General features: G+C 35.4%; 21 protein-coding genes and 1 other annotated feature. Of the genes, 19 read left to right on the top strand and 2 right to left on the bottom strand.

The annotated features are described in order from the left end of the window. Positions 1 to 120 precede the first annotated feature (120 nt). The 17 genes from ACXYMZ_RS09255 (at position 121) to yajC (ending at position 12,952) form a co-directional block, all read left to right on the top strand. Positions 121 to 831 (top strand): site-2 protease family protein, encoded by a 711-nt coding sequence (locus ACXYMZ_RS09255; RefSeq protein ID WP_458948104.1) that lies wholly within the window; start codon positions 121 to 123, stop codon positions 829 to 831. A 70-nt stretch (positions 832 to 901) separates the two neighbouring features. Then, positions 902 to 979 (top strand) — a sequence feature (ribosomal protein L21 leader region). Positions 980 to 993: 14 nt separating this feature from the next. Next, positions 994 to 1,302 carry a 50S ribosomal protein L21 gene (gene rplU / locus ACXYMZ_RS09260; protein ID WP_458948105.1) on the top strand — a complete coding sequence of 103 codons (309 nt, stop codon included), beginning with the start codon at positions 994 to 996 and terminating at the stop codon, positions 1,300 to 1,302. 12 nt (positions 1,303 to 1,314) lie between these two features. Further along, positions 1,315 to 1,644: a ribosomal-processing cysteine protease Prp gene (locus ACXYMZ_RS09265; protein ID WP_458948106.1), complete on the top strand. Its 330-nt coding sequence runs from the start codon at positions 1,315 to 1,317 to the stop codon at positions 1,642 to 1,644. A gap of 14 nt (positions 1,645 to 1,658) precedes the next feature. Further along, entirely contained in the window at positions 1,659 to 1,949 is a 291-nt protein-coding gene (rpmA, locus tag ACXYMZ_RS09270; protein ID WP_458948107.1) for a 50S ribosomal protein L27, read from the top strand. Between the two features lie 160 nt (positions 1,950 to 2,109). Beyond that, entirely contained in the window at positions 2,110 to 2,634 is a 525-nt protein-coding gene (locus ACXYMZ_RS09275; protein WP_458948108.1) for a Spo0B domain-containing protein, read from the top strand. Then, positions 2,635 to 3,915, top strand: coding sequence for a GTPase ObgE (obgE, locus tag ACXYMZ_RS09280; RefSeq protein WP_458948109.1), 1,281 nt, complete (start codon positions 2,635 to 2,637; stop codon positions 3,913 to 3,915). A gap of 22 nt (positions 3,916 to 3,937) precedes the next feature. Continuing rightward, complete coding sequence (gene pheA / locus ACXYMZ_RS09285) at positions 3,938 to 4,792, top strand: prephenate dehydratase (RefSeq protein ID WP_458948110.1); 855 nt, start codon at positions 3,938 to 3,940, stop codon at positions 4,790 to 4,792. A 487-nt stretch (positions 4,793 to 5,279) separates the two neighbouring features. Next, positions 5,280 to 6,182, top strand: a complete 903-nt coding sequence (locus ACXYMZ_RS09290; protein ID WP_458948111.1) for a LysM peptidoglycan-binding domain-containing protein — start codon at positions 5,280 to 5,282, stop codon at positions 6,180 to 6,182. An 83-nt stretch (positions 6,183 to 6,265) separates the two neighbouring features. Next, positions 6,266 to 7,006, top strand: a complete 741-nt coding sequence (gene nadE, locus ACXYMZ_RS09295; RefSeq protein ID WP_458948112.1) for an NAD(+) synthase — start codon at positions 6,266 to 6,268, stop codon at positions 7,004 to 7,006. Positions 7,007 to 7,140: 134 nt separating this feature from the next. Then, positions 7,141 to 7,677, top strand: a complete 537-nt coding sequence (locus ACXYMZ_RS09300) for a YhcN/YlaJ family sporulation lipoprotein (RefSeq protein ID WP_458948113.1) — start codon at positions 7,141 to 7,143, stop codon at positions 7,675 to 7,677. Positions 7,678 to 7,787: 110 nt separating this feature from the next. Next, positions 7,788 to 8,522, top strand: a complete 735-nt coding sequence (locus ACXYMZ_RS09305; RefSeq protein ID WP_458948114.1) for a YebC/PmpR family DNA-binding transcriptional regulator — start codon at positions 7,788 to 7,790, stop codon at positions 8,520 to 8,522. 109 nt (positions 8,523 to 8,631) lie between these two features. Beyond that, positions 8,632 to 9,228 carry a Holliday junction branch migration protein RuvA gene (gene ruvA, locus ACXYMZ_RS09310; protein ID WP_458948115.1) on the top strand — a complete coding sequence of 199 codons (597 nt, stop codon included), beginning with the start codon at positions 8,632 to 8,634 and terminating at the stop codon, positions 9,226 to 9,228. A gap of 18 nt (positions 9,229 to 9,246) precedes the next feature. Beyond that, complete coding sequence (gene ruvB / locus ACXYMZ_RS09315; protein WP_458948116.1) at positions 9,247 to 10,251, top strand: Holliday junction branch migration DNA helicase RuvB; 1,005 nt, start codon at positions 9,247 to 9,249, stop codon at positions 10,249 to 10,251. Next, entirely contained in the window at positions 10,248 to 10,445 is a 198-nt protein-coding gene (locus ACXYMZ_RS09320) for a DUF2905 domain-containing protein (protein WP_458948117.1), read from the top strand. Before ruvB ends, ACXYMZ_RS09320 begins: the two co-directional genes overlap by 4 nt. Before the next feature lie 20 nt (positions 10,446 to 10,465). After that, the gene (gene queA, locus ACXYMZ_RS09325) at positions 10,466 to 11,491 is read left to right on the top strand and encodes a tRNA preQ1(34) S-adenosylmethionine ribosyltransferase-isomerase QueA (RefSeq protein WP_458948118.1); all 1,026 of its coding nucleotides are present in this window, start codon (positions 10,466 to 10,468) and stop codon (positions 11,489 to 11,491) included. Positions 11,492 to 11,506: 15 nt separating this feature from the next. After that, positions 11,507 to 12,649 carry a tRNA guanosine(34) transglycosylase Tgt gene (gene tgt / locus ACXYMZ_RS09330; RefSeq protein ID WP_458948119.1) on the top strand — a complete coding sequence of 381 codons (1,143 nt, stop codon included), beginning with the start codon at positions 11,507 to 11,509 and terminating at the stop codon, positions 12,647 to 12,649. A gap of 45 nt (positions 12,650 to 12,694) precedes the next feature. Beyond that, entirely contained in the window at positions 12,695 to 12,952 is a 258-nt protein-coding gene (gene yajC, locus ACXYMZ_RS09335) for a preprotein translocase subunit YajC (protein ID WP_458948120.1), read from the top strand. A gap of 160 nt (positions 12,953 to 13,112) precedes the next feature. Here yajC and ACXYMZ_RS09340 read toward each other — a convergent pair whose 3' ends face one another. Together ACXYMZ_RS09340 and spoVB are read right to left on the bottom strand one after the other, a co-directional pair. Next, positions 13,113 to 13,490, bottom strand: a complete 378-nt coding sequence (locus ACXYMZ_RS09340) for a TIGR04086 family membrane protein (RefSeq protein WP_458948121.1) — start codon at positions 13,488 to 13,490, stop codon at positions 13,113 to 13,115. Between the two features lie 68 nt (positions 13,491 to 13,558). Beyond that, positions 13,559 to 15,109, bottom strand: a complete 1,551-nt coding sequence (spoVB, locus tag ACXYMZ_RS09345; protein WP_458948122.1) for a stage V sporulation protein B — start codon at positions 15,107 to 15,109, stop codon at positions 13,559 to 13,561. Positions 15,110 to 15,225: 116 nt separating this feature from the next. Between spoVB and ACXYMZ_RS09350 the strand changes: the two genes are divergently transcribed. Together ACXYMZ_RS09350 and secDF are read left to right on the top strand one after the other, a co-directional pair. Then, positions 15,226 to 15,513 carry a post-transcriptional regulator gene (locus ACXYMZ_RS09350; RefSeq protein WP_458948123.1) on the top strand — a complete coding sequence of 96 codons (288 nt, stop codon included), beginning with the start codon at positions 15,226 to 15,228 and terminating at the stop codon, positions 15,511 to 15,513. A gap of 38 nt (positions 15,514 to 15,551) precedes the next feature. Continuing rightward, a complete protein-coding gene (gene secDF / locus ACXYMZ_RS09355) occupies positions 15,552 to 17,801 on the top strand; it encodes a protein translocase subunit SecDF (protein WP_458948124.1) in 2,250 nt (749 codons plus the stop codon). The last annotated feature ends 3 nt before the right edge of the window (positions 17,802 to 17,804 follow it).

Genomic DNA, 17,804 nt, shown 5'->3' on the forward strand with positions numbered 1-17,804 from the left:
CCAATTCATTTACATCCTATTTTTTTCTTGTTTATTTTTTTGTCAATCATAACAGGAACTTTCGTGGAGTTATTCATCATTTTTTTTATTGTCTTCGTACATGAAATGGGTCATTATACAATGGCAAAAATTTTTAAGTGGCGAATTCGAAAAATAATGTTATGGATATTTGGTGGAGTAATGGAGACGGACGATTATGGGACACGGAGTATGAAAGAAGATGTACTCGTAACGATTGCTGGACCAGCACAGCATTTAACAATATATTTAATCTTTGTCCTCTTACATGAAATAGGATTAATGAATGAAACATTGTATCAAACAGCAATTACATACAATCTAGTCATTCTTTTATTTAATTTGCTTCCTATCTGGCCACTTGATGGAGGGAAATTACTTTTCTTTTTAATGACTTTAAAATATCCATACCGAGCCTCCTATAATGTAGCGTTGCTAATATCGATGGTATTATGCAGTGTATTATTTATTGGTCATCTATTATTTTTCCCATTTACATTAAGCTTTCTTTGTATTATTTTATTTATATTCTTTGAAAATCAATTGGAATGGAAACGTAGATTTTATTTATTCCTAAGATTTTTATTAAAACGCTATGAAGGCATTCAACCGGTAAGTCGTCTGGAGACACTATATTGTTCAGGAGACAGTAAGTTAATCGATGTTTTTAGTAGTTTTAAAAGAGAGAGAAAACATACGCTTATTGTTACCGATAAGCCAGATTTAGCTGATAATATAGATGAGATGGATTTATTGCATGCTTATTTTTATAAAAAGCAGTATCGTGAGACATTATATGAGATATTAAGATGAAAACAGCATGAAATTAGCTTGACATGATATAGTGTTTCGTGATAATGTTAATACGTTATTCATCGTAGCACCAGTGCTACAACCGCACAGATCAGGTTTTGAACTTTTTTATAAAAAAAGTGCCTGTATGGCGAGTCTGAGTTAATTAAGGAGGTGCCGGGTATGTACGCAATTATTGAAACAGGTGGTAAGCAAGTTAAAGTAGAAGAAGGTCAAGTAATCTACGTTGAGAAGCTTGCTGCTGAAGCAGATGAAACTGTTACATTTGATAAAGTTCTTTTTGTAGGTGGAGACACTGTTAAAGTTGGTGTTCCATTCGTTGATGGAGCAACAGTTACGGCTAAAGTTGAAAAACAAGGTCGTCAAAAGAAAATTAATGTTATCAAATTCAAGCGTAGAAAAAACTACCATCGTAAACAAGGTCATAGACAGCCTTATACGAAGTTAGTAATCGACAAAATTAATGCTTAAAGGTAGATTCATGTGATTCGAGTAACTGTAAAACGAAAAGATAATTTTATCCAATCGATTGAGCTTTCTGGACATGCTGAAAGTGGCCCATATGGGTATGATTTAGTTTGTGCAGGAGTTTCGGCTGTATCCATAGGAACAGTGAATGCAGTTATGGAATTAAGTGAAGTAAACTTAGAAATTGAGCAGGGTGGAGAAGGCGGCTATTTAAAGGTTGCTTTTCCCAAAATGCATGACGATAAAGAGAGTGAAAAAGCACAACTTCTTTTCGAAGGAATGCTTGTTTCCTTAAAATCGATTGAAAATGAGTATGGAAAATTTATAAGGATAATTGAATCCTAAGGAGGTGCAACTGAATGCTACGTCTAGATTTGCAATTCTTTGCAACAAAAAAAGGTGCTGGTAGTACTCGTAACGGACGTGACTCAGCGTCACAACGTCTAGGTGCAAAACGCGCAGATGGACAGTTCGTAACAGGTGGATCTATTTTATATCGCCAACGTGGAACTAAGATTTATCCTGGTGAAAACGTAGGTATTGGTTCAGATGACACACTTTACGCGAAAATTGATGGTGTTGTTAAATTTGAACGTTACGGTCGTGACCGTAAGAAAGTAAGTATACTTCCTGTAGCTCAGGAAGCATAATATAACTCATTAAACTCCAGTCAGGTAGACTGGAGTTTTTTATTTCTGTTATCATTATAATGTGCACTAGATTGGTTCGTGAGCCGGGGAAATTATGCTATAGTAGTGAAGAATATATATGTTTCTGCTATACTTTCTATAATATAGGAGGGTTAATCAAATGAAATCTCATGATGTAGTGAAGGTACTTCAACAATACCGTCATGATATTTTGAATCATGTGCAATTAATACATGGATATATTAGCTTACGAGATGTTGAAAAAGCAGATATAAGTCTTACCAACCTCCTAGAATATTTTCAAAATGAAAGAGATTTATTAAATTTAAATATGCCGAATACATATCTCTGGTTTCTACAATTTCCAAAGTATTATAATCGATTTAAAGTAACTTATGCCATTGATATCAAGAAAAATTTACAACACGCTGATAATAATGTTGTAGAGAAGTTAAATGTAATCATGCAAGAAATGTTAGTAATTACGAATCCGAAAAATCTTTACTCCATTGAAATTGAATTTATGGATAACATAGAAACATGTAAGGTAATTGTTTATCTAAAATTAGATTCACATAAAGTAGAGGAAGAATTATTGGCTAAATTTGAAAAGATTGAAAGGACAATTGAAAGTGGAGAGATTATTTATCACTTTCATATTCCAATCAATAATGAGGTGAATTAGATGTTTGTAGATCAGGTCAGTGTTTATGTAAAAGCTGGTGATGGCGGAAATGGAATCGTAGCTTATCGTCGAGAGAAATATGTACCACTTGGAGGTCCAGCAGGTGGTGATGGTGGAGATGGCGCAGATATTATCTTTGAGGTTGACGAAGGCTTAAATACACTCATGGATTTCCGTTTTCAACGACATTTTAAAGGTAAGCGTGGAGAGAACGGGATGAGTAAGTCTCAGCACGGTAAGAATGCTGATGCCATGGTAATCCCAGTGCCACCAGGAACGGTTGTAATTGATGAAGATACAGAGGAAGTCATTGCTGATTTAACGCAACATGAGCAGAGAGCTTTAATCGCAAGAGGTGGACGAGGTGGTAGAGGAAATATTCGATTTGCCTCTCCAAAAAATCCAGCTCCTGAAATAGCCGAAAATGGTGAGCCAGGACAAGAAAGAAATATCAAAGTTGAATTAAAGGTAATTGCTGATGTTGGTTTAGTAGGTTTTCCAAGTGTAGGTAAATCCACACTACTATCAGTGGTTAGTGCTGCAAAACCAAAGATTGCCGATTATCATTTCACGACGTTAGCACCGAATTTAGGTGTTGTAGATACAGGTGATCAGAGAAGCTTTGTAATGGCTGACTTGCCTGGATTGATAGAAGGTGCAAGTGAGGGTGTTGGTCTTGGCCATCAGTTCTTACGACATATAGAGCGTACACGTGTAATCGTTCATATTATTGATATGGCTGCAACAGAAGGACGCGACCCTTATGAAGATTATGAAACGATTAATGAAGAACTAAGAGAGTATAATGTTAAATTAACACAATTACCGCAAATAATTGTTGCAAATAAAATGGAAATGCCTGGAGCAGAGGAAAATTTAGTAGCATTTAAAGAGAAGCTGCCTGCTGATACAAAAGTATATGAAATTTCAGCAATCACAAGAGAGGGTCTCAAAGAACTAAATTATGCGATAGCTGATGTACTAGATACTATTCCAAAAATACAAACTGATCTTGAGGATTTAGAGAAAACGGTTGTTTATCGCCACCACAAAGAGGAAGATGATTTGGTTATTTCTCGTAATCCAGATGGATCCTTTGAATTGCATAGCAACAAGTTAGAGAGGTTATTTAAGATGACTGATTTCTCTAGAGACGAGTCTATTCAAAGATTTGCTCGTCAACTAAGAGGTATGGGTGTAGATGAAGCCCTAAGACAACGGGGAGCCCGTGATGGCGATACTGTTCATATTTTAGATTACGAATTTGAATTTATAGAATAAAATAGATTGTGGAGTGAATACGGTGACAAAGATAGGATACTTAGGTCCAAAGGGGACTTTTACAAAATTAGCAGTTGATACTGCATTTAACGGAGAACATAAAGTTAGTTATACAACCATCCCAGAATGTATAGATGCTGTAGCTAATGATGAAATTGATATTGCAGTAGTTCCAATTGAGAATGCAATTGAAGGAACTGTCCAATTAACTGTTGATTATTTAATTCATCAGGTATCCTTACCAGTCGTTGCAGAAATAGTCGTGCCTATCGAACAGCATCTTCTCGTTAGACCAGACTTTACTGGAGGGTACGAAGACATTACTGAAGTACATTCACATAGTCATGCTATCGCGCAATGTCATCAGTTTATTCACAAAAACTTAAACTCACCAAAGATTGAGTTTACAACATCTACTGGAAGAGCTGCAGAGCTAGTTGCAGATTCAACATTTCCAATTGCGGCAATTGGAAATGTTTTGGCTGCAAAAGAATATGGATTGAATATCTTAAAAGATAATATCCATGATTATCCGAATAACCATACAAGGTTTATTGTTCTTACTAAGAATGAGGAACTTGTAAAGATTAATCATGAAATTAAAGCAGAAAAAACGACGCTAAAAATTACTTTACCTAGTGATCAGGCTGGTGCTTTACACCAAATATTATCGGCCTTCGCTTGGAGAAAAATGAACTTATCAAAGATTGAATCTCGCCCAACAAAAACTGGGTTAGGAAATTACTTCTTTATCGTAGATGTTAACCAAACATATGATGATGCTTTATTCCCTGGAGTTAAAGGAGAGTTAGAAGCACTAGGCTGTGAAGTTAACATCCTAGGAACATATCCTGTTTATCATATGGATGATCTTTAAAGTTAATGTGACTCTTAAGAGATTATGTAATATTTATGTTCAATCTTAATAAGAGGAAAAACCCGCTTCGGAAATATACTACGCTTTCCGCGGGCGGCTGACGAGCCTCCTCGCGCGCTTTGCGCACTGTGGGGTCTCGCCGTTGCCTTCCATCCCGCTGGAGTCTTCGTATATTTCCGAAGCTCATTTTAGTGTTCTCACCCTTTAGCGATGATGTATCAAAGAACTATATTTAATAAATCCATAAATTAAGTTAAAAATTTTCATTAAATTAATACACCAATAAACGTTATTTACTATCATAGTATCTAACGTTTTTTCTTTATTTAGTTTATGCAGGATTAATTCACTTACTTTAGAGTAGATGGAAGGTCTATAAAAGCTTCCTTCAAATGAAGTTGTGTTTTATAGTTAACTTTTGGGCTGTTGTTGCATATGTTGATATAGAATAATTAGTCTAGATCGATAAAGAAGGGAGCAAGTTCTTTTGAAAATACACATTGTTCAAAAGGGAGATACTTTATGGGAGATTTCCCAAAAATATAATGTAGATTTTGAAGAGTTAAAAGAATTGAATGCACACTTAGCAAGCCCAGATATGATTATGCCTGGAATGAAGATTAGAATTCCTTCTACAGGAAAATTAAAGGAAAGTAAGAAGAAGACATCTCCGAAAGAAAAAGTTGTTACGCCAAAAGCCGAACCAAAAACAATACCAAAGCCTACCGAACCTACAAAAAAGTTGCAAATAACGGAGTCCCCTAAACTCCAAGGTGATAAATCAATCACATTACCTAGCTTAGAAGGTATGGATGATTTTTATCCAACAACAATGTTCCCAGAAGTAAAGAAAGAGAAAGAAAAAGCGAAAGAAGCCAAACCAAAAACGCAGCCAAAACAAATACCAAAACAGGAGGTACCTAAGCAACCAAAAGAAAGCTATGTTCAACCTACTCAACAAATGCCAATGTATCAGTCTCCAATAGACAATTATTATGCACCTTGCACGAATATGGCACCGGCTCATTATTGTCCTTGCTGTCAGCATCAAGCGATGATGCCATACTACAACCACATGCCAACTGGATGCTGCGGTCAGCAATCTCAACCAATGTATTCACCTTACGCTATGCAACAAAATAATCACTACCAGCAGCCAGCATATTCAATGCCTTATCCGTCTATGAAACAACAAATGCATCAACATACAATGCCTCAGCCACCAATGCAACAACCAATGTATCAACAACAAATGAACCAACAACAAATAGATCAACTTTACCCAACAAATGACTTTTCACATTTTGACAGAAAAAATGAACCAGAGTTCTTTCCTAGACCTCCGGCAGTAAATGAGGATTCTGCAACAGATAAGGAAAAGGATAAATAAGAACCCTGTTAGTTTCTTGACTTTTTCGGGAATACTCCTTCATACTTGAAATATTATATGAAGATGAAGGAGCGGGATTTAAAATGGAGAAACATATTGATAAGATTGTGGAATGGCTGCGTGAAACAACAGAAAAAGCTGGGGCAAAGGGCTTGCTAGTTGGCGTCAGTGGAGGATTAGATTCCGCAGTTGTTGCTAATCTAATTAAGCGTGCTTATCCTGATAACTCATTAGGAGTTATGATGCCGATTCATACAAGTGAATTGAACCTACAAGATGCAAAGAATGTATTAGAAGCTTGTAACTTAACACCTTTAAAGATTGATCTTACAGAAACCCATACAGTAATGTACCAAGGGATTACTCAAGCACTTGAAGAAAGTAAAACATTAAATTTAGATGCGGACCAGTTAGCTAATGCAAATTTACGTGCAAGACTAAGAATGAATACCTTATATGCCTTGGCTGCTCATTATAATTATTTAGTAGTAGGCACAGATAATGCTGCGGAATGGTATACAGGTTATTTCACAAAGTACGGGGATGGTGGTGTAGACATCCAGCCACTAGTGGAATTTACAAAAACAGAGGTTAGAGAAATGGCTAGAGTTCTTCAAGTTCCTCCTAACGTAGTTGAAAAAGTTCCTAGTGCAGATTTATGGGAAGAACAAAGTGATGAAATGGAAATGGGTGTATCATACGACGTCATTGATGCTTATTTAGAAGGAAAGCAAATTGACGAAGCTGATAAAGAATTAATTGAATCCATGCATCGCCGTACAAGTCACAAAAGAGATAGTTTACCGAAATATAAGAGAAATTAACATTTTTATTAATAAAATAGGAGTCGATCCAGGCTTGAAGAAGTGGTAGTGGTAAAAACTCCCACCGAATGATATATCGTTTTATGTGTAAAACAACCTTTCTTATACAAACTATAAATAAGGAGGTTGTTTTTATGTTCAAAAAAATAATAATAATGATAGCGTTGTTCCTTTTAGTTGGATGTGGGAATGATATAACGTTAAAAAATACAAATGATGATCTTAATCGCCCTCACCCACAACAATTAAGGAATCAGTGGTTCTTAAAAGAGGAATTAGATTATTATGAGGAATATGTTGATGTAAGGAGAATTCAAACAGAAAAGCTGTCAGATAACGACATGGAGCACTACACAGATCCCTATACGACAGAAGAAAGTCAGAGAATTGCCAAGGAATTAATGAAAAATAGAGATATTGTCATGACTGAAGTTAGAGTAATTGATGATCAAGTTTTTGTAGCACTCAGATTACGGGATAATGTTTTTGGTAGAAACCATGATATGAACGTTGTTCCGGAAATTGAAGAGCAAGTGCAAGAGATGATTAATGATGAAAATAAACGAGTGATTGTATTCTCCGACCATAGCCATTGGCAAAGGCTAAAGGAGCATCATGCAAAACCACAGATAGACTCCATATTTAATGATTTTTTTAATGTGGATAATTAAATCACTTATCTTTCTAGAGCAATACTAACTATATTTTATAGAGATTACTTTTATATATGCCTTTTTTTTGATATAGTTAGTAAAGAAATTTCTAGAGAGGAGAATGTCCAATGGCTGGTCATTCTAAGTGGCATAATATACAGAGAAGAAAAGGCGCACAAGATGCTAAACGAGGAAAAATATTTATGCGCCATGCAAAAGAAATCTATACAACAGCAAAAGCAGGCGGTGGGGACCCTGCAATGAATCCTGCGTTACGAACAGCGATTGAAAAAGCGAAGGCAGATAATATGCCGAATGATAATATAGATAGAAATATTAAAAAAGCAACAGGAATGCTTGATGGCATGAGCTTTGAGGAAATCACCTATGAAGGTTATGGCCCGGGTGGTATTGCTATCATCGTAAATACCCTTACAGACAACAAAAACCGCACAGCTGGTGAAGTTAGACATGCATTTAAAAAGAATGGTGGAAACTTAGGTGAAAACGGAAGTGTATCCTTCATGTTTGACCGAAAAGGTGTCATTGTCATTAATAATGAGTCTGGTCAAATTGATGAAGATGAAATGACGCTTGAAGCTTTGGAAGCTGGAGCGGACGATATTTCAACTGAAGATGGTGTGTATGAAATTCTGACTAGCCCAGAAAGCTTCCAGGAAGTTGTCGACTATTTAAGTGAAAAGGAATTTGAAATCTTAGATAGTGAAATTACTCTAATCCCACAAAATTATTCGTCATTGTCTGCAGAAGATGAGGAAAAAATGCAAGCATTAATCGAGTTACTTGAAGAAAGTGAAGATGTACAAGATATTCATCATAACCTTGAACAATCAAATGATTAATAAATTTTACTGAAACTTCTATTCCATACTTATGGGATAGAAGTTTCATCCTTTATTGCCGAATATGGTAGTATAAAGAGAGAAAGTTTTATAAAGGAGAAGAGTTTAAATGATTGCATATGTAAGAGGGAAGTTAACAGAAATTCATGACGATGCAGTACTTGTTGAAGCCAGCGGAGTCGGATATGAATTAATTTGTTCCAACCCTTTTTATTTCCAAGACTTATTAAAACAAGAAGTATTCATATATACGTATCATTATGTTCGTGAAGATTTTCAAGTATTATATGGCTTTAAAAACAAAGATGAAAAATATTTATTTACAAAATTAATTTCGGTATCTGGTATTGGTCCAAAAAGTGCTCTAGCAATCTTAGGCACAGTAGATATACCAGCATTTGTATCAGCAGTAGAAAATGAAGATGAGAAATATTTGACGAGCTTTCCTGGAGTAGGAAAGAAAACAGCGAGACAAATTATTTTAGATCTAAAAGGAAAATTAACTACTGTATTTTCTGTTGCTCCTGTTGAAACAGAAATTCCAGTTAAAGATGTAACAGCATTAAAAGAAGCAGAGGATGCTTTAAAAGCTTTGGGTTATACAGATAAAGAAATCTCTCCAATATTGCCTACTTTAAGAAAAGCAAAAGCAGAGAAATCAGATGAATTAATTCGCCAAGCACTTGCGTTACTTATGAAAAATTAAGAAAGGAGCAATTAACTGATGGAAGAAAGAATGATTACTGGAGAAATTCACGAAGAAGATTTGACAATAGAACTAAGTCTTCGTCCAGAAACACTTGATCAGTACATTGGCCAGGATAAAGTAAAAGAAAACTTAAAGATATTTATCCAAGCGGCTAAAATGCGTGAAGAACCACTTGACCATGTGTTACTCTACGGACCACCAGGATTAGGGAAAACAACACTCGCAGCAATTATAGCCAATGAAATGGGTGTAAATTTCCGTTCCACTTCAGGACCAGCAATAGAAAGAGCCGGTGATTTAGCTGCGATCCTTTCTTCTTTAGAGGCAGGAGATGTCTTGTTCATCGATGAAGTTCATCGTTTACCACGTGTTGTAGAAGAAGTATTGTATCCAGCAATGGAAGATTACTTTTTAGATATTGTTATAGGAACTGGACCAAGTGCGCGGTCTGTGCGAATTGATCTCCCGCCATTTACACTCGTTGGAGCTACAACGAGGGCTGGGTTACTAACTGCACCATTACGGGATCGATTCGGGGTATTAAGTCGACTTGATTTTTATGAGCAGAAAGATTTAACCGCAATTGTGGAAAGAACAGCTGAAATATTTGATACGTCTATTACAAAAGAAGCTGCAGACGAAATAGCGCTACGCTCAAGAGGAACACCTCGAATTGCTAACAGGCTACTGAAAAGAGTTCGCGATATCTCTCAGGTTAGAGGAGAAAGTAAAATTAGTTTGGAAGTAACGAATCTTGCTCTTGGAATGCTACAAGTTGATGACGCCGGTTTAGACCATATCGACCATAAATTATTAAAGGGAATAATCGAAGGATTTAATGGTGGCCCTGTTGGTTTAGACACAATAGCAGCAACCATTGGTGAAGAAGCCCAAACAATTGAAGATGTTTATGAACCTTATTTATTGCAAATGGGATTTATTCAACGAACGCCAAGAGGACGAGTAGTAACTGCGAAAGCATATGCGCATTTTGGTATCAAGGATCCTGATGGCCAATGAATATAAGTAAGTTCTTAATTATTACAGGTATTGTATTAATTATAATAGGATTATTATGGAGATTTATTGGAAAATTACCAGGTGATATCCAGTTTAAAACAGGCAACTTTACTTTTTATTTTCCTATCGTAACATCAATCGTAGTAAGTATCGTTTTAACACTTGTTTTTTATTTTATTGGGAAATTCAGGTAAAGGTAAGGAAGGATTAACGTATGAATATAAATGATTTCGATTTTGAATTACCGGAAAAGTTAATTGCACAGACACCTCTTTTAGATCGTTCTGCATCAAAATTACTTGTAGTAGATCGAGAAAAAGATGCAGTTGAACATAAAATATTTACAGATATTGTAGACTATCTAAACCCAGGTGATTGTTTAGTATTGAATGACACAAAAGTTTTACCTGCTAGACTCTATGGTATAAAAAAAGATACAGGGGCAAAAATTGAAGTACTCCTACTTCATCAACAAGAATCAGATACATGGGAAGTATTAACAAAACCAGCGAAGAAAGTAAAAGTGGGTACAGAACTAATTTTTGGTAATGGTGAACTTAAAGCAGTATGTACTGGAATAGAAAACCATGGTGGAAGAATATTTGAATTTTCCTATGAGGGTATTTTTTATGAAGTGCTAGATAAACTTGGAGAAATGCCTTTACCACCATATATTCGTGAACAGCTTTCCGAAAAAGATAGATACCAGACAGTTTATGCGAAAGAAGAAGGTTCCGCTGCCGCTCCTACTGCTGGATTACATTTCACTGAAGAAATACTTAGTCAACTTAAAGAAAAAGGGATTCAAATTGCTTTCATTACACTTCATGTTGGATTAGGAACATTTCGTCCTGTAAGTGTTAAGTCAGTTGATGATCATGAAATGCATGCTGAGTTTTATCATATGACAAAAGAAACAGCAGCAATATTAAATGACGTAAAAGATAAAAACGGTAGAATAATCTCTGTAGGAACAACTTCAACACGCACGTTAGAGACAATCGCGAAAGATTATGGTAAGTTTATTGAGACAAGTGGTTGGACAGATATATTTATTTATCCACCATATACATTTCAAGCAATTGATGGTTTGATAACAAACTTCCATTTGCCAAAGTCAACATTAATTATGTTGATTAGTGCATTTGCCGGTAGAGATAAAATTCTTTCTGCCTATCACACTGCAGTAAAAGAAGAATACCGCTTCTTTAGTTTCGGCGATGCGATGTTAATTATATAAATAAAGGAAGATTACATGACAACACCAATAACATATGAATTAATAAAAACAGATAAACAAACTGGTGCCCGTTTAGGAAGAGTCCATACACCTCATGGTTCATTTGATACGCCAACATTCATGCCAGTAGGAACTTTGGCGACTGTTAAGACGATGAGTCCTGAAGAATTAAAAGAAATGGATGCAAATATTATCTTATCAAACACTTACCATTTATGGCTAAGACCTGGTGAAGATATCATTAGAGAAGCTGGTGGTCTTCATAAGTTTATGAACTGGGATGGCGCAATTCTAACAGACTCAGGTGGATTTCAAGTCTTTAGTTTAAGTGATATGCGAGAAATCGTTGAAGAAGGGGTGCATTTTAGAAATCATCTGAATGGAGACAAGCTATTTCTTTCTCCTGAAAAAGCCATGCATATTCAAAATGCGCTTGGTTCAGATATCATGATGGCTTTTGATGAATGTCCTCCGTACCCTGCAACACACGATTATATGAAAAAATCTGTTGAGCGTACTTCTCGTTGGGCAGAAAGATGTTTGTCTGCACATGAAAGACCAGAGGATCAAGGATTATTTGGTATCGTGCAGGGTGGAGAGTTCGAAGACTTAAGAAAACAAAGTGCACGTGATTTAATTTCATTAGATTTTCCAGGATATGCAATCGGTGGATTATCTGTAGGCGAACCAAAAGATGTAATGAATCGTGTTTTAGAGTTTACAACTCCTGAATTACCTGCTGATAAACCTAGATATTTAATGGGAGTTGGTTCTCCGGATGCATTGATTGACGGGGCAATCCGTGGTATTGATATGTTTGATTGTGTATTACCAACTCGTATTGCTAGAAATGGAACTTGTATGACATCTAACGGAAGACTTGTCGTCCGTAATGCAAAATATGCTCGTGATTTTGGTCCAATTGATGAGAATTGTGATTGCCATGTGTGTAAAAACTATTCACGTGCTTACATTCGTCATTTAGTTAAATGTAATGAAACATTCGGATTCAGACTTACTACTTATCATAACCTTCATTTTCTGTTAAAATTGATGGAGCAAGTACGAACTGCAATAAGTGAAGATCGACTTGGTGATTTTAAAGAGGAATTTTTTGAGCAATATGGGCTAAATAAACCAAATGCAAAAAACTTCTAAAAGCTCGTATCCTCTAGTATATTGTTTGAGAAAGGGGGGGAATAAATGGATACATTAGTTGCTTTGTTACCGATTATTTTAATGTTTGTTATTTTTTACTTCTTATTAATCCGTCCACAACAAAAGAGACAGAAACAAGTAAGAACAATGCAAGATAACCTACAAAAAGGTGATAAAATCATTACAATTGGTGGTTTTCACGCTACCATTCATGCAATCGATGAAGGTACGATCGTGCTAATCACTGGTGAAGGTACAAAATTAACATACGACAGAAGTGCAATTCGTGAAGTTGTACAGTAAATTTTTATTTCATGATAAAAGCAATAGGTGTGTAATCTATTGCTTTTAAATAGTGCGCAGGTCTATACATAGAGTTGCAAAATAAATAACCTTATGAGCATCTAATTTGCTCATAAGGTTATTTTTATTTATAGACTTTTAACTGTTTCCTTCTAAAAAACTATTCCGCTGTATTAGTAAATAAGTTGACTCCGATCATTCCACCGAACATTGCGGCGAGAATGAATGCGCTGTGGTGGATGATTTGTTCGAGTGAGAAGCCATTCTGAAAACCTAAGAATTGTACGAGAAAGATAAACAAAGTAAATCCCGCACCAGTTAATCCTCCGTAAATCCATCCTTTTTTCTTGCCTTTCATTCCTGTAATTAACCCACCAATGAATAAACCTAGTAATCCTACTGCAAATGAAACCCAAGAAAGCATTGATGAACTTATCGTAGTAAATTGTAATAATAGAGCAAGTATAAAGCTGCCAATTAGTATGAAAGTAAGAATAAAAATCCAACCATAGACGATAGCAAGTGACTGTTTTTTCATATGTCATCCCCCTTATGTTTGTCCTAGTATCAATTTATTCAGTGCCAATAGATATAGACCAACAAATATTAATTATTTGGGAACCAACGATTAAACAAAGGAATTGCTCTTAGTTCATCTTTCGTGATAAATCGTAAAATATAGAGAATGAAACAATAAATAACCGACAAAGCAACTAGTACGGTTAGAAATTTTAAAACATGTGGGGTCGATAACAAATAGAATTGCTTTAGGATAATTCCAATAAAGAAAGTGCTTAAAGCTAATAGAATCATTTTGAAGAAATCTTTTAAAGGAATGGTATAGGAAATCTTTTTATTTAATACCGCAAGATGGAGAACGGTAACCAATAAGACAGCAGTTGATAAGGCAATCGCAACTCCTTGCATACCGAAATTTGGATTGGATCCTAATAGAAAAATGATAACGAGTTTTACAATAGCACCAATTAAGCTATTCCACATGGATTCCTTCGCTAAATCCATCGCCTGTAACGCTGCTTGTAAAGGTGCCTGTATATATAGTAAGATGTAAAAAGGTGCCATTAAAATTAGGAGCTGTGAAGCATTATCACTTCCGTACATATAAAATAAAATCTGCTTTGAAAAAAGTATGAGGACGATTGTGGCAAGTGCTCCTGAAGCAAATGAAATACGAATGGCCTGATGAATTCTATAATGAATGGCAGCGTGATTATTCTTAGCGCCAGCCTCAGCAATGGATGGGATTAATGCAATAGCTAGAGAATGTGTAATAAAAGTTGGTAAGAATAATAATGGTATAATATATCCAGCTAATTCTCCGTACTGTTTGGTGGCTGCAATACTAGAAATTCCAGCGATTGCTAGTGCTTGAGAAACTAAAATCGGTTCAAGGAAATTAGAAATTGAACCTATTAAGCGACTGCCTGTACTTGGAAGAGCAATGGAGAATAAAGAGTTTATCGTTTCTCTTGAACTACGAAAAAGCGAAAGCCTAAATCTCTTAAGCTTTTTATAATTAAACTGGTACATCATATAAATAACAGATACTAATTCACCGATTACTACACTTAACATCGCTCCTGCTGCTGCTATTTCTACGCCATAAGGAAGCAGGATGGTTATAAAAATATACACAAAAACAATCCGAACAATTTGTTCGATTACTTGAGCATAGCTCTGGGGCTTCATATTATGTTTACCTTGAAAATAGCCCCGCAAGACAGTAGATACTGCAACAATTGGAATAATTGGGCTTATCATAAGCAGGGGATACAATGTACGTTCATCTGTTAATAAACTATTTGCGATGAGTGGCGCTCCAAAAAACATAGCAATACTAAGAACAAGACTAATTGAACCAGTAAAAGCTAAAGAAACAACAAGAATTTTTTTGATTTTGGCTTGATCATTGATTGCATCTGCTTCTGCAACTCTTTTCGCAATGGCAACAGGAAGACCGAATTGTGTTAAGGTAATGATAAGGAATAGAGTAGGTAGGGCCATCATGTAGAGTCCCATACCTTCTTCGCCTATTAGTCGAGCGACAACAATTCGATTAATAAAACCAAGAAAGCGGGTAATCATACCTGCTATAATTAAAATTAAAGCTCCTTGTAAAAATGTTTGTTTGGTCATTTTATCTTCCTGCCTTCTCAAAAAATAAAAATTAATATACAATGAAGTATATGTACTTTATATGGTCAAGCATGACAAGTTAATTCGAATACTCCATAATACTAGGGGGAATGAATATGGATGCGATAAAAAATGCGTCACAGTGGAAGGAGTTTGTTGTTCCTTTTTTAATTAGTAAAGTAGAAGAATTACATATAATGGGTTATAGTCAAGCTACAAATGATGATGTCTGGAAATGCCTAATTGCGAAAGTATGGAAAGGTGATCCTGAGAAAAAACTTCATCAAGTTGCAAATGATATTATGCATTTACAATCATCTACCTACTTGAGTTATTTGACAGTGGAATCATTTAAAAATGATGATTTAATGGCTTCAATTGCAGCTATTATGAAAACAGAGTAGATTTTAGGATACTCGCTAAACAGGGAGGAAAGGTTTAAATGAAAAAGAGAGGCAAATTAGTCGCCTTTTTTCTAATCGTAATTGCTTTAGGTATTGTGATTGGAACATCGACAAGTGGAGTAACAAAAAATATTAATCTAGGTTTAGATTTACAAGGTGGCTTTGAAGTTTTATATGAAGTAACACCTGTTGATACTGACGAAGATATATCACAAAGTTTAATGGAAGGTACTGTACGTACGTTAAATGACCGTGTAAACCGTCTAGGTATCAGTGAGGCTGTTATTGATATAGAAGGTGAAGATCGTATCAGGGTGCAGCTTGCAGGGGTCGAGAACCAGCAACAAGCACGTGATATGCTAGCTACATCTGCACAATTATCATTCCGTGATGTAAATGATGTTGAATATATGGACGGTTCTGATATTAGAGCCGGTAGTGCCAAACAAGATTTTCACTCGGAAACAAATTTACCAATTGTCACATTGCAATTAAATGATTCGAATAAGTTTGGGGAAGTGACCACTGAGATCAGTCAGATGAGACCAGATAATCTGTTGGTTATTTGGATGGATTTTGAAGAAGGAGACTCTTTCGCTGAAGAAGTAATGAAAGAAGATCCTAAGTTTATTTCCTCACCAAGTGTTGACGCCCCATTACATACTTCAAGTGTTATGATAAGTGGTAGCTTCACAGTTGAAGAAGCACAGATGTTAGCGGATGTCATTAATTCTGGGTCACTCCCTGTACATATGACAGAAATCTTCTCTACTTCTGTAGGGGCACAATTTGGTGAGCAAGCATTAAATGACACTGTATTTGCAGGAATAATTGGTCTCGCACTGGTAATTTTATTCCTTATTATAGCTTATCGATTTACTGGAATCATTGCTTCTATTAATTTAGTAGTATATACATTTATAGTTCTACTCGTATTTTACCTAATGAATGGTATTTTAACGCTATCAGGTATAGCTGCACTTATTCTGGGTGTTGGGATGGCTGTAGATGCAAACGTCATTTCCTTTGAACGCTATAAAGAGGAAATCAGATCAGGTAAGTCTATTAAGGCAGCATTTGAGAGTGGAAATAAAAATTCATTCCGAACGATTCTCGATGCAAACCTTACAACAATGATTGCTGCAGTAGTTCTATTTATCTTTGGGACAAGTTCAGTTAAAGGTTTTGCTACCATGTTAATTATTAGTATTTTGGTTAGCTTCCTTACAGCTGTATTTGGAACAAGATTATTAACAGGCTTTTGGGTCAAGAGTGGTTACTTGAAAGGTAAACATTCATGGTTTGGTGTAAAAACGAATCAAATTAAAGACCTTGATGCTGAGGAAGAAGAACCACAATTATTTAAGCGAAATGTTGACATTGTAAAACATCGCAAAAAGTTCTTTATCTTTACAACTTTACTCATTATATTAGGATCTATAACCATACTAATCTTTAAAATTAATCCAGGTATTGATTTTACAAGTGGAACCAGAGTTGAAATAATTACGGAAGAAACATTAAGTATAGAAGAGATTGAATCTACTTTTGAGAGTCTAAACTTAGAGGCTAAATCGATTGTTTTATCAGGGGATAATAGTAATATTGCTGTTGCCCGCTTTGAAACAGTCTTGATAGATCAAGACGTAGCTGAGGTTCAAGATACAATTAATGATAGTTATGGAGTAGAACCTGGAGTTAGTGTAGTTTCGCCGATTGTAGGGCAAGAATTAGTGAAAAATGCAATTTATGCAGTTGCAATTGCTGCTTTCTTCATTATCATATACATTGCCTTCCGATTTGAGATAATTTTTGGTATTACTGCGGTAATTGCATTATTACATGACGTGTTTATCATGTTATTTGTCTTTAGTATCACGCAAATAGAATTTGATATAACAATTGTGTCAGCAATACTGACAATCATTGGTTATTCCTTAAATAATACGATTGTTATCTTTGACCGTATTAGGGAAAACATTCAAAAGGATAAACGAGTTACGAATTTCAGTCATTTAGCAAAAATTATTAACCGAAGTATTATTCAGTCCTTTACAAGAACGATGAACACTTCAATTTCAACATTAATTGCTATTTTTGCTTTCCTAATACTAGGTACTTCATCAATTTTCACCTTTACCCTAGCATTAGTGATAGGTTTACTTGCAGGTACTTACTCATCTCTATTCCTAGCTTCCCAAATTTGGTTAGTATGGAGAGGAAGAAACTTGAAAGACAAACCGTTAGACTTTAGAAAGAAGAAAAAATTAGACGGACCAGTAGTTTAATAT

The sequence above is a fragment of the Oceanobacillus sp. CAU 1775 genome, from assembly GCF_054482815.1.